This is a genomic window from Leuconostoc suionicum (assembly GCF_001891125.1).
GTDB lineage: Bacteria > Bacillota > Bacilli > Lactobacillales > Lactobacillaceae > Leuconostoc > Leuconostoc suionicum.
On the sequence record NZ_CP015247.1, the window covers coordinates 1,697,307 to 1,710,592 of the forward strand.

The 13,286-nt window shown below is 38.9% G+C and carries 14 protein-coding genes; 2 read left to right on the forward strand and 12 right to left on the reverse strand.

Going from position 1 to position 13,286, the window contains the following annotated elements; all coding sequences use genetic code 11:
* Positions 1–112: 112 nt before the first annotated feature.
* Positions 113–1,450, forward strand: coding sequence for a C1 family peptidase (locus A6B45_RS08535; protein WP_072614185.1), 1,338 nt, complete (start codon positions 113–115; stop codon positions 1,448–1,450).
* Positions 1,451–1,537: 87 nt separating this feature from the next.
* Here the strand turns inward: A6B45_RS08535 and A6B45_RS08540 are convergent, their stop codons facing one another.
* The 11 genes from A6B45_RS08540 to A6B45_RS08590 all read right to left on the reverse strand — a co-directional run bounded on the left by A6B45_RS08540 (position 1,538) and on the right by A6B45_RS08590 (position 11,832).
* Entirely contained in the window at positions 1,538–3,112 is a 1,575-nt protein-coding gene (locus tag A6B45_RS08540; protein WP_072614186.1) for a DHA2 family efflux MFS transporter permease subunit, read from the reverse strand.
* Positions 3,112–3,633 carry a PadR family transcriptional regulator gene (locus A6B45_RS08545; RefSeq protein WP_072614187.1) on the reverse strand — a complete coding sequence of 174 codons (522 nt, stop codon included), beginning with the start codon at positions 3,631–3,633 and terminating at the stop codon, positions 3,112–3,114. The genes A6B45_RS08540 and A6B45_RS08545 overlap by 1 nt, the downstream gene beginning before the upstream one ends.
* Before the next feature lie 125 nt (positions 3,634–3,758).
* On the reverse strand, positions 3,759–5,378 hold the full coding sequence (gene groL / locus A6B45_RS08550; protein WP_011680362.1) for a chaperonin GroEL: 1,620 nt from the start codon (positions 5,376–5,378) through the stop codon (positions 3,759–3,761).
* A gap of 28 nt (positions 5,379–5,406) precedes the next feature.
* Entirely contained in the window at positions 5,407–5,691 is a 285-nt protein-coding gene (gene groES / locus A6B45_RS08555) for a co-chaperone GroES (RefSeq protein WP_002815782.1), read from the reverse strand.
* A gap of 123 nt (positions 5,692–5,814) precedes the next feature.
* Positions 5,815–6,648, reverse strand: coding sequence for a YitT family protein (locus tag A6B45_RS08560; RefSeq protein ID WP_072614188.1), 834 nt, complete (start codon positions 6,646–6,648; stop codon positions 5,815–5,817).
* Between the two features lie 33 nt (positions 6,649–6,681).
* On the reverse strand, positions 6,682–7,041 hold the full coding sequence (locus A6B45_RS08565; protein ID WP_072614189.1) for a DUF956 family protein: 360 nt from the start codon (positions 7,039–7,041) through the stop codon (positions 6,682–6,684).
* Between the two features lie 76 nt (positions 7,042–7,117).
* Positions 7,118–8,032: a PTS system mannose/fructose/sorbose family transporter subunit IID gene (locus A6B45_RS08570; RefSeq protein ID WP_072614190.1), complete on the reverse strand. Its 915-nt coding sequence runs from the start codon at positions 8,030–8,032 to the stop codon at positions 7,118–7,120.
* A 14-nt stretch (positions 8,033–8,046) separates the two neighbouring features.
* Positions 8,047–8,853 carry a PTS mannose/fructose/sorbose transporter subunit IIC gene (locus A6B45_RS08575; RefSeq protein ID WP_072614191.1) on the reverse strand — a complete coding sequence of 269 codons (807 nt, stop codon included), beginning with the start codon at positions 8,851–8,853 and terminating at the stop codon, positions 8,047–8,049.
* A gap of 39 nt (positions 8,854–8,892) precedes the next feature.
* Entirely contained in the window at positions 8,893–9,843 is a 951-nt protein-coding gene (locus A6B45_RS08580) for a mannose/fructose/sorbose PTS transporter subunit IIA (protein WP_072614192.1), read from the reverse strand.
* A 252-nt stretch (positions 9,844–10,095) separates the two neighbouring features.
* Positions 10,096–11,055, reverse strand: a complete 960-nt coding sequence (locus tag A6B45_RS08585; protein WP_072614193.1) for a type I phosphomannose isomerase catalytic subunit — start codon at positions 11,053–11,055, stop codon at positions 10,096–10,098.
* A 33-nt stretch (positions 11,056–11,088) separates the two neighbouring features.
* A complete protein-coding gene (locus tag A6B45_RS08590) occupies positions 11,089–11,832 on the reverse strand; it encodes a nitroreductase family protein (protein ID WP_072614194.1) in 744 nt (247 codons plus the stop codon).
* Positions 11,833–11,924: 92 nt separating this feature from the next.
* On the opposite strand from A6B45_RS08590, the gene A6B45_RS08595 reads away from it, so the two are divergent.
* Entirely contained in the window at positions 11,925–12,407 is a 483-nt protein-coding gene (locus tag A6B45_RS08595) for an FUSC family protein (RefSeq protein ID WP_072614195.1), read from the forward strand.
* Between the two features lie 9 nt (positions 12,408–12,416).
* On the opposite strand, the gene A6B45_RS08600 is transcribed toward A6B45_RS08595, so the two are convergent.
* On the reverse strand, positions 12,417–13,235 hold the full coding sequence (locus A6B45_RS08600; protein WP_072614196.1) for an HAD-IIB family hydrolase: 819 nt from the start codon (positions 13,233–13,235) through the stop codon (positions 12,417–12,419).
* Positions 13,236–13,286 lie beyond the last annotated feature (51 nt).

Below are 13,286 nucleotides of genomic sequence, written 5' to 3' on the forward strand. Positions count from 1 at the left end.
ATCATACCATATCTGAAAAATACATTGCGAGATGATTGACCTTGCTTGAACCTATGCATAAAAAGCGCTATATTATTTGTATTATACTTACTTAAAAAAAGGAGCCTTTATCTTGAAAACAGAAATTACAGAACAACAAATTCAATTGTTGCGCGAACAGACATCAACTCATCAAAATGATGTCATTCGTCGCGCTGTTGTTAAAAATGGCATTTACAATGCAAGTTTCAATCAATCGGTTGTGAACGCTAATATGCCAATATTTTCCATTGACTTAGACACAGGTAAAGTGGCAAACCAAAAACAGTCCGGCCGTTGCTGGATGTTTGCCGCATTGAATACTATGAGACATGATATTAAAGACAGATTTCATGTTAGTGATGAGTTTCAACTTTCACAAAGTTATACACTGTTCTGGGATAAATTTGAAAAAGCGAATTATTTTTATGAAAACATCCTAAAAACGGCAACTGAATCATTGGATTCCCGTCGCGTCTCCTTTTTGCTAACCACACCGCAACAAGATGGCGGTCAATGGGATATGATGGTCTCAATTATTGAAAAATATGGCGTCGTCCCTCAGGCAATCTATCCTGAGTCAAGTTCTTCTTCTGCCACTAAAGAGCTTAATAGTACGCTGAATACGCTTTTACGCCACGATGCAACTGTTCTCCGTAACCTAGTGGCTAATCAGGCCACAGAAAAAGATATCGCGGACATGCGTAATAGTATGCTTGCCAACGTTTATCGTCTCTTGTCTCTAACTTTAGGCGAACCACCGGTTAAGTTTGATTTTGAATATCGTGATGAATTAAATAATTTCCATGTTGAACACCAGATTTCACCACAAGACTATTACAAAAAGTTTGTTGGTTGGGATTTGGGTGAATATGTATCTGTTATTAATGCGCCAACTATAGATAAACCCTATAATGCTACCTATAATGTTGAAATGTTGGGCAATGTCATTGGTGGTCGTGACGTAAAACATCTCAATGTGGATGTTAACAAAATGAAAAATCTGGCTATTGAACAACTTAAGGATGGCCAGAGCGTCTGGTTTGGTGTAGATATGGGACCTCAAGTTGATCGTGACAGTGGTCTAATGGCTAATAATATTTTCTCGACAGATGAATTGTTCAGCGTTAATTCGAGTATGACCAAAGCACAACGATTGGACTATGGGCAAAGTTTGATGACTCATGCCATGGTATTAACCGGTGTTGATCTTGACGAAGCAGGAAAACCCAAAAAGTGGAAAGTTGAAAACTCTTGGGGTGAAAAAGTTGGTAAAAAAGGCTACTTTACAATGTCAGATGAATGGATGAGTGAATATGCTTATCAAATTGTTGTTGAAAAAAAGTATCTGGATTCAAAACTAGTTGATATTTACGAAAACGCCACGCCCAAACTTTTGGCACCATGGGATCCTATGGGTGCACTAGCTTAAAATCAGGCTACAAGAATTTTTATTTTTTCAAAATTGCAGCAAGATTGTTCAAAAAAACTGGGAGTTGATAATCAACTCCCAGTTTTTTTATTTTGAACTGTTGTCATTTCCACCTGTTTTAATTAAGATAGCTGCAATAATACCACCGACAATTAACAAAACGGCATCTAAATGCATAATACTAATAAATCCTCGATTAAATGACAAACGAATAGCCGTCTGTAAGTCGTGCGCAAAAGGTGTTGCTAATACTCGTTTGCTTGTCACAATTGCATGACCAGAAAATGGTCCAGCATCAACTAATACCCGGTGTAATGTAGTAATCATTGCTGTTGGTGCACCAGTAACTTTTGGTAAATATTGTGACAATCCTGCTTGATAACCATCAGCTAAACGTAAGCCTTGGAATACCACACCAAAACTCACACCAACCTGCATAAACGTAGATATCATTCCAGAAGCCATACCCATTTGATGAGGTTCTACAGATGACATAGCTGCTGTTGTCATTGGTGGATTTATCGAACCACCACCAATACCAATAATAATAAAGGCTGGCCAGAAATCAGCAAATGTTGCCGTTTCCGTCGTTAGTGCACTCAAGGTAAACAAGCCGATGCCTATAAAGAAGGCTGAAAATGCCAGCATATAGCCATGGCGCAAACGGTTTGTTAACATACCAGCGATGGGTCCTAAAATAAGCGAAAATCCTGATATGGTTGCTTGCCGTAATCCTGTTTGCCAAGCTGTATAGCCGACATAGTTTTGCATAAAGGTAGATAGATAAGCAAAAAATCCATACAAACCAGCGCCTAAGAAAAATGCGATAATGACTGCTCCTGTAAAGGAAGATGATTTGAACATACTCAAATCCATCATGGGATTTTTAGTGGTCCATTGACGCCAGATGAACAATGCAAACAAGACAACAGCCATACCTAAATAGCCAGCCACTTGAAGCTCACCCCAACTCCAATTAGCGTGCATTTCCTTCTGAACCAAGCCAAAAACCAAAGAAAAAATGGTTCCAGCTGATAATATCATACCCAAAAAGTCTACTCGACCACTGGCACGATGGGTTTGTTTGTTAGGAATGAAGAACCATGCCAAAATTATTGTTATGATACCAACTGGCAAATTAATTGTGAAAATGGATTGCCATGAAAAGGCATCCACTAACCAGCCACCTAAGAGCGGACCCGAAGCAGTTGAAAGACCAATAATTGAACTTAAAATACCTAAGGCAATGCCACGCTCTTTGCCATCAAAACTTGTGCCAATTAAAGCAAACGATAATGACATGAGGGCGGATCCACCGACAGCTTGAACTGCACGGAAAATATGTAACATACTGATTGTTGTTGACACAGCATCCAGACCTGAACCAATCGTAAAAATGACCAATCCAAGCATAAACATCAATTTGCGGCCGTATAAATCTCCTAGCTTTGCCCAAATCAACAATAACACCGAGAAAACAATTGTATAAGAAGAAATGACCCATTGTAGGTCGGAATATGACGCATTCAAACTGGTCTGAATACTAGGTAAAGCGACATTAACCACTGTGGTGTCAATTAACGCCATAAACACCCCGAGTGAAATAGCAATTAATGCTAACCAACGCTTAGAGTTTGTTTTTTCGTGTACTATATTTTGCATTATTCTAATTCACTTTCAATTTTGTCGACATAATCTAAATAGGTGTTGGCTAAATCAATTTGTAACTGATTTAACCTCCGCGCAGATGGTAAAAATGAGGCCCCTGCGTGACGTACTTCTAATTCCGCCAAATGTTCCTTATAACCATCACGCTGAGATAATTTTTCCGAACGAAAATCATCAATGATTTGGTGCGCTAATTGCGCATCAACTAACTCCAAGCCAGATAATTTGAACAAATAAACATCATCTAGGTGCGCATTTTGCTGAACTGGTTCTCTCATCAATTCATCAAAACGAACTCTGCCAGCAGGGGTAATATGTATTTTTTTCTTGCCTCGCCAATCAATATCATCTGTCATCACAATTGTCCCAGCATCTTTCATCTTTTCCAATAAGGGATACAAAACACCAAAACTAACTTTTCGATGGGCACCTAAAATATTTTCCAAGACAAAACGCAGCTTATATGCTGAGCGATCTGTAAATAGCAATTGACCTAAAATATATAGTTCATACATAAAACATCCTCGTGTATCTAATAGATATATTCATTTAATCATGTTATATCTATTAGATACAATTGTCAAGCGTTATTTTGCAAACAAAAAAGCAACCCTTAATTGGGTCGCTTTTAGATGTATGACTACATCATACCTGGCATACCACCTTGTGGCATAGCGGCTGGTGCGTCATCTTTTGGTTCTTCAGCAACGACAGCTTCTGTTGTCAACAACAATGCTGAAACAGAGGCGGCATTTTGCAATGCTGAACGTGTTACCTTAGTAGGATCGACAATACCAGCGGCAATCATGTCTACCCACTCATCAGTAGCAGCGTTGTAACCAAATCCTTCTTTTTGTTCCTTCAACTTGTTAACAATCACTGATCCTTCTAAGCCAGCATTTTCAGCGATTTGACGAACAGGTGATTCCAATGCTTTAATAACAGTATTGATACCAGTTTGAACGTCGCCTTCTTCTGACAAAGCTGAAACAGCAGCAATAACATTTACCAAGGCTGTACCACCACCGGCAACGAAACCTTCTTCGACAGCAGCACGCGTTGCATTCAAAGCATCTTCAATGCGGTACTTACGTTCTTTCAGTTCAGTTTCTGTGGCTGCACCAACGTTAATAACAGCGACACCACCAGCCAACTTTGCAAGACGTTCTTGCAACTTTTCACGATCAAAATCAGAAGTTGTTTCAGCAATTTGTTGCTTGATTGTGTCAACACGAGATGCGACAGCACCCTTATCACCTGAACCTTCAACAATTGTTGTGTTATCCTTTGTGATGTTAATCTTTGAAGCTTGACCAAGTTGATCAATTGTAACATCCTTCAAATTCAAACCAAGATCTTCAGTGATTACTGTACCACCAGTTAAGATAGCGATATCTTCCAATTGTGCCTTACGGCGATCACCAAATCCTGGTGCCTTAACCGCAACAACATTAAATGTACCGCGCATCTTGTTCAAAACTAGTGTTGGCAATGCTTCACCAGTAATATCGTCAGCAATGATTAACAAAGCACGTCCTTGTTCAACAACACTTTGCAATACTGGCAAAATATCTTGAATGTTACCAATCTTCTTATCAGTAATCAAGATGTATGGATTATCTAAGTTGGCTTCCATTTTGTCATTGTCAGTCACCATGTATTGTGACATGTAACCACGATCAAATTGCATACCCTCAACAACATCAAGTGTTGTTTCGATACCCTTTGATTCTTCGATGGTGATTACACCGTCATTACCAACTTTATCCATTGCTTCAGCAATTAATTCACCAACTTCTTCATTGGCGGCTGAAATTGATGCAATTTGTGCAATTTCATCTTTAGTATTAACTGTGTGTGACATTTCATGCAGCTTTGCAACGGCTGCAGCAGTAGCTTTTTCAATTCCTGTTCGAATACCAACAGGATTAGCACCGGCAGTCACATTCTTCAAGCCCTCACCAACAATTGCTTGAGTCAAAACAGTAGCAGTTGTTGTACCATCACCTGCGATATCGTTTGTCTTTGAAGCAACTTCAGCTACAAGCTTAGCACCCATATTTTCAAAATGATCTTCTAATTCAATTGCCTTGGCAATTGTCACACCATCGTTTGTAATTGTTGGTGCACCGTATGATTGTTCCAAGACCACGTTACGACCCTTTGGTCCAATTGTAGTTTTAACTGTATCAGCTAGTTTATCAACACCCGCCTTCATCTTTGCGCGTGCATCTTCTGAAAACTTTAATTCTTTAGCCATGATTTAAATATCTCCTTTGATTTGATAATTATTCGACGACTGCAACAATGTCTTTTTCGTGCAATGCTAAGTAATCTTGCCCCTCAAATGACACTTCTTGTCCTGCATACTTATCAAACAAGACTTCATCACCGACTTTAACTGTCAAATCACGGACTGTGCCATCATTTAAGACATAACCCGTACCCGCAGCTACAACTTTACCAGTAACAGGCTTGTCTTTGGCATTACTTGCCAAAACAATCCCACCGACAGTTTCTTCTGCAGCTTCCGTTACTTCAATAATCACACGATCACCTAATGGCTTCAACATGGATTCATACCTCCGAGATTTTCTTTTTTAGCACTCTTTTATAATGAGTGCTAATTACAACTTTAAGTATATCACTATCGTACTAAATGTCAACAAAAAAGACATGATATAAACATCATGTCTTTAAAAAAATGTACCACCATGAGCTTCAGAAATATCGTAAGCAATTGTGAATGCCTCAGGATCAACTTGGTGAATACCACGCAAAAAATGATTATATTCGTGATTATCAAGAACAACCATAAGCATTTCTCGGCCATCGCCCATATAACCACCAAGTACATCCATAATTGTAAAACCTTTGTCGCCATCAATTAAATACTTTTTCAGATCATCAATACGGTCATTTGTCGTGATATAAACCATTTTACGACGATCTAATCCTGTCTCAATATAATTCATGACCACGGCAGTAATAACTAATGAAAACAATGCCAAAATCAGCGCTTCTAGCCCTTCAGTAGCCAAGTTTCCTAATGATACAATCGTATCAATTGCCAATAATGACAACGCTGGTGAGATACGAAAATATTTTTTAAAAATCATTGGCGGTACTGCTGTACCTCCACTTGAGGCATCAATACGGTATAGCAATGCTACACCTACCGCGAAAATACTGCCACCAACTAATACAGAAAATGTTCTATCGTGCAATACTTGAAAGCTCGGTGTGATTTTTAACAAAATTGGCAACACAATACTGCCAAATGCAATTCGAGCCGTCGTACCGCGATCTAAAAAAACACCCGCCAAAACAATCATAATCAAATTAACAACCAAAACAGTTGCTGCACGATCAAATCCAACCAATTCATTCATCAAAATAGCAAATCCCGTAGCACCACCGGCAGCAACCTTTGCGGGTGCATAGAAAAAATTGATACTAATTGCCACAATTTCCAGTGCCATTACAATAACGATATAGCGTAGTGCTTGATAGTTTTTAAGTAGTTTCATTTAGTATCCTCATTGTTTGTGGCATTTGAAAATTTATTTGTGTTTAAAGTGTGACCGGATTGTGTCCCATAAAGTAGGCATTCGTAGTATTTTTTCATTTCCAAGATGCTCACGCATTACTTTAAGTACGCTACCTGACTCCTTAGCAGAAAAATCCAAATCTACCTTATCCGTTTTAATTTTAAATCGACGACTTACTCGTTCTCCTGAAACGTGTACATATACGGCCGTGACATTTTGCCATGGAATTTGAATGTAATCTTCAACGTTATTATCATTGAAAAACTCAAATGCCCTATCACCTACTAAAATCTTACCATATTTAGCCCCAATACCAAGATAAGAAATCCCCGGTGTTGTCAATTCTGCCGTCGTATTCAAAGATTGTACCATGATTTCTTTCCCCTAACTTCTTATGTATTGACAAAAGCGCTCGCCTCATCGACAAGCACTTTTATCAGAAATTTTATTACATTATGTTTAAAGCATGCATTGCGATACCAAAGATGAAAATACCAATAATCATAACAATTGGAGAAACCTTCTTCTTTAACAACCACATTGCCAAGAATGTCAACAAAAGACCCATCAAACCAGGAATCAAGCTATCTAAGTTACTTTGTAAAGTATTAGGCGCTACTTTAGTTAAAGACAACCCTGATGCCTGTTCACTTAGAATTTTTTGTAATTGTCCACCTGTAACGGCGCCATTTGGGAAGTTAATATAAGCCCCTTCGGACAACTTCTTTGCAGGTAACTGAAGAGTAAATTTAATTGATACCCAACGTTCAACTAGGACCGCTAAGATAAACATTCCTAGAATCGAAGCACCTTTGGTAATATCTTTTAGTAAGCCACCTGATAAATCTTGTGTGATGGCGCTACCAGCTTTATAACCAAATTCTTGTGTATACCATAAGAAGGCCATACGGATAATATTCCAAAGAACAAAGAACAGGATAGGGCCAAGAATATTACCGCTCATTGCTAAGGATGCACCTAATGCACCTATAATTGGTCGAATCGTAAACCAAAAGACAGGATCACCAATTCCAGCTAGCGGACCCATCATACCAATCTTAACCCCTTGAATAGCAGTATCATCAATCGGAGCACCGTTGGCACGTTCTTCTTCCAAGGCCAATGTCACACCAAGAATAGGTGAAGCAACATAAGGATGAGTGTTAAAAAATTCTAGATGTCGCTGCAAGGCCGCAGAACGATCTTCTTTTGACTTGTATAACTTTTTAATCGCCGGAATCATGGCATAAGCCCATCCAACGTTTTGCATACGTTCGTAGTTCCATGATCCTTGCAAGAATTGTGAACGCCATGCAACTGACATACGATCTTTTCGTGTTAGTTCAATTTTTGTTTCAGCCATTATCTTGCCCCTTTCTAGTACTTATTCAAAATGTCGCCGACTGGATCGCCGCCACCATTTGAACCGCCGCCGTTGTTGTTACCACCCATCTTTGACAAATTAATATAAATCAAAGCAAGAGCAAGACCGATTGCACCTAAAGCAATTAATGTCAGTTCACTAACAGCTGCAAGTGCAAAACCAATGGCGAAGAATGGCCATACTTCACGTGTTGCCATCATATTGATAACCAAGGCATAACCTACGGCAACAACCATACCACCACCGATTGTCATACCACCGGTCAACCATTCAGGCATTGATGTTAATACTGCTCGAACAGCTGCTGCAGGAACAGCAATTAATATTGCAGCCGGAATGGCAATACGTAGACCCTGTAATATAAGAGCAAACAAGTGCAATCGTTCAATTGTACCTATTTTTCCTTCTTTAGCGGCAGCATCAGCACCGTGAGTCAAACCCACCGCAATAGTACGAACAATCATGGTTAAGAAAAGACCGGCAACAGCCAACGGAATAGCAGAAGCAACAGCCACTGAAATACCAGTTCCTGAGAAATCGCCACCCTTAACCATAATAATCGAAGAGGCTACTGAGGCCAAAGCAATATCCGGAGCAACAGCAGCCCCAATATTAGCCCAACCTAAAGCAATCATTTGTAATGTACCACCTAGAATAATACCTGCCGTAAGATGACCAGTTACTAAACCAATCAACGTGGCTGATACTAGTGGTTGATGAATTTGAAATTCATCAAGAATACCTTCCATACCTGCAAAGAAGGCAATAATTACGACTAACACTATCGCAATAACAGACATATTAGACACCTTTCTTAATTAAACATTTTTCATGTAAAATTATTTAACATTCGCTTTCTTAATCAATTCAAACAAGTTAGCCTTACTATCATTAGGAACCTTTCGAACATCGAATTCAACACCTAAATCACGTAACTTTTCAAAGGCCGCGACATCAGTCTTATCCATTGATAAGACCTTATTGACCATTGTTTTTCCTTCTGAATGTGCCATCGATCCCACATTCAACGTTTTGATTGGAACCCCGCCTTCAACAGCAGCCAAAACATCCTCAACAGTCTCAAACAACAAGAAAGCATCAACGCCACCAAAACGATCGTCTTTTGCAACCTCAATCATTTTACTGATTGGCACAACGTTTGCACGGACATTGTTAGGCGCAGCTTGCTGAATCAAACTTTTGCGTAATTCGTCTTTTGCAACCGCATCTGAAACAACGATAATGCGATTTGCTTTTGAATCAGGTGTCCATGCAGTGGCGACTTGACCGTGAAGCAAACGAGTATCCAATCTCGCTAACTTAATATTAATGTGTCCCTCTTTCAAACCTGCTGTAGATGCTTTAGTTGCGTTATCCGCAGAGGTATCCTCCTCAGCCTCCGGAACTGACTTCACACCGTCTTTAGCGACTGGAACCAAATAAGTCGCCAAACCGGCTGCTGTATCTTGACTTAACCGACCAGCATACGCTTCAATTAGCATTGGCAAATTCAATCCAGCTACAATAGCCATTTTTTCTGGATTTTGTTTTTGAATCAGACTAGCACGATTGAATGGTGAGCCACCCCACAAATCAACTAAAAACAAGACTTGATCGTCATTGTTGAACTTGGCTAGTGCTTCTTGAAAATGTTTATCTAAGTCATCTGGACCTTCATTAGGTAAAAATGTAACAACTTCAACATTTTCTTGTTCACCGAAAATCATTGAACCCGACATCAGTATACCTTTTGCAAAGTCTCCGTGACTGGCAATAATTAGATTAACCATACGGTTATCTCCTTCTCATTAAAATACTTACTATATGATTATAACGGAACAAAACAGTTTTGTAAACGCTTTCAAGTAAGTTTTTTGTTACCGTTTACATATTTAATTATAATCCTAGTTTACAAAAAAGTACAAGCTTTCACCTTTTCTTACATACCTTGTATTTTCTTTTCATAAAATAATTTTTCTAAAAGTAAATTGTGATGAAAACTAATGAAATAATAACTTACAATTTAGCGACATCTTCTAAACTTATCTCACAAATACGTCTTTATTTGTTGTTGTAGGCGTGACAAAACTGCGTATGAGTGTCATATCACCATCTAATCGGTAGTTTTTTGCATCACTCAATACGATAAAACTATCACCTTTTTTGATTTGATCGGCATCGATAAAACCGGACCCTTCAATCACTGTAAACAGTTCATAATGATGAGTTTGTTCAAACAATGATGGACCGCGAACCAACAACTTATCTATGGTAAATTTTGTTGCTACTACCAAACGTTCAATGACAGTTTGATCAACAATCGTTGTATCTTGAATTAAGGTAGGATCTACATGAGGCACAGTCGTAACTGCTAAGGCCTCTTCAATTTGGAGCGGGCGCTTTTCTTTTGTGGTGGCATCAATTCGATCAAAGTCGTAGAATCGATATGTTGTGTCAGAACTCTGCTGTATCTCAAGAGCAATAATGCCAGCCCCTAAAGCGTGAAATGTACCAGAAGCGACATAAAAGAAATCTCCTTTCTGCACTGGAATCGTGCGCAATAACTTGTGCCATTCTTTTTGATCAACCATCTTTTTTAGTTCATCTCGTGTTTTCGCATGATGACCATAATATATTTTAGATCCTGGCTTTGCATCTAAAATATACCAACTTTCTGTTTTGCCAAATTTTTCGTGAGACTGTTCATCATTCGGATGAACCTGAATTGATAGATTTTCATGGGCATCCAAAATTTTCACTAATAGTGGAAATGCTTCATCACGTCCATGACCACCAAACAACTCTGGATGGTTTTGCCAAACGCGACTTAATCCTTGACCTGCTAATTCCCCGTTAATTACAGTAGATTGTCCATTGCTATGGGCAGCAATTGTCCAAGCCTCCCCAGTATGATCACTCGGAATTTTATAATTAAAGGCTTTCAAGGCGCTTCCACCCCACATCTTTTCATGTAACTCTGCTTGTAAATGTAATATCGTCATAATGTAATCGCTTTCATTTTTATTTAAAAAATTTTATTTTAGGTTAAATCCTTTATCTTTAGCATACTGCGTCAATAATGGTGTTGTTTTTTGTTCACGAGTTAACATTCGGGCATTGTTTTCTGTCCAGGAACGTTCAATACCTCGATTCGCGTAATATTCAACCATCACTTTATTATAAACAGTAACTGCCTCTTCTAACTGTGATTGCTTATAGCGATCTTTCATCAAAAAGCCGCTTTCACCAAGTTTTGGCTTAATACCAGGGTTATCCGCCGGATGACCGATTGAAAAGCCCATCACCGCTTTCACATAACGTGGCAAGTTAAGATGCTCTTCGTAAATTTCAAAAGCCCCTAATGCACCAGCCATTGTCACACTGCCCAATCCCAGTGATTCAGCAGCAACCTGAGCCCGTCCGAGAGCAATTCCGGCGCTCACAATACCACCTTCAAGTACTGCGTAGCTCTGTATGTTCTCTTCTGCCTGACGGCGCTGTTCATCGTTTAAGCCTATTAAATCTTTATTGTAGTCAACTGTTACAACAAAATATCTTGCCGCAGTTTCAATATATTTCATGCCTACTTTAGTGGTAATATCGGCTTTTATATCTTGTGACGTAATTTCTACAAAAGTTACTGGTTGGTAATTATTCATATTAGGCCCAGCAGTTGCAGCACGAATAATTTCTGAAACCTGTTGATCAGAGACCATTTCATCTGTAAAGGAACGTATGGACATATGTTGATTAAGCACATCTAAGGTTGGGTTAGACATAGTAAAATCCTTTCATGAAGCCAAATAATATTCATAACTAGATAGTACCATAAAATTATGATAAAATAATAAAATATTAATTGGAGAAATTTATGCAATTCGGGAATTTTCGATTAGGGTTACGTACATTAAAGACTGCTCTAGCCGTTATGCTAATCATCACGTCATTTTATTTTTTTAATCGTCCGCCTTTTGTTGCGTGTTTAGCGGCGGTTTTTGCACTGCGAGAAAGTTGGGATAAAACGCTTAACTTTGCCAAGGTGCGGTTAATTTCCAACACAGTTGGTGGTGCTTTTGCACTATTTTATTTCATTATTCACCAACAAACGCATCAAGCTGCTTGGGTTTCCATGATTCTTTTACCTCTACTTGTTATTGTTGTGATCGTTTTATTGGATGGCTTCAACTACAATAGCGGTGTTATTGGGGCAATGGCTGCCTTATTAATGATCTCATTAAACATTCCAGCTGGCGCAACCATAGTTTATGTCATTGACCGTATTATTGATACTTTCATCGGTGTGGTCATAGCCATCGCGATTAACCGATTTTGGTCACCAAAAAAAGCGACGTGAGCCGCTTTTTTAAATACCTAAATATTGTTCGATTGTCTTCAAAACACCGTCGTTTGTGTTCACATCGACGGCTTTTTTAGTTACTCTTTGTTGCATAAACGGCTCCGCATTAGGCATCACGAACCCATTTTCGTATTTAGTCAACATCTCTAAATCATTACCGTTATCGCCAAATACCATCACTTCACTATCTAAAACATTGTAGTAATCCTGCAAAACTTGTAGCCCTGCTGCCTTATCCACACCTTTTCCTAAAACATCAACAGAGCCAAATCCTGACCCAGTTGCGTGCAATTCGTTGCCAAAAATATTTCTAAGCGCTGATACATGTTGCTGCACTTCATTATTTGGCCACACAAAAGTAATACCCAAAATGTGATCATCAACTTGCATTAATTTTTCAACTTGCTTGACGTTGGGATAAAATTGAAAAACCATTTCCGCAACTTGACCCGTAGCATGGTTAGACACGTATGTGCCTTTATCACCTGTCATGATAATAATGTTTTCCGCTGACTCCGGATTTTTAGCATTCCAGTCAATGACCTTTTCTAATTGATTAGCTGACAAATGTACCGAATACAATTGTTGGTCAAATGTTGATACAACTGCACCATTGGAACCAACAAAATCCATTTCAAAGCCATTATTAATTGTTGGGGCAAACAATTGTTGTAGATTTTTAACTTGGCGCCCTGAAGCCGCAACAAAACGCATATCGCGTGTCTTCATGACTGATAAAACGCGTTCAAATCTAGCTTGACTATATTCGTCATTTGCCGTTAAAAACGTGCCATCCATGTCCGACGCAATTAATTTAATTGACATTCCTTGTCTCCTACTCGTAAATACTATCTTTCAATTGTACCAAAAAAGCGC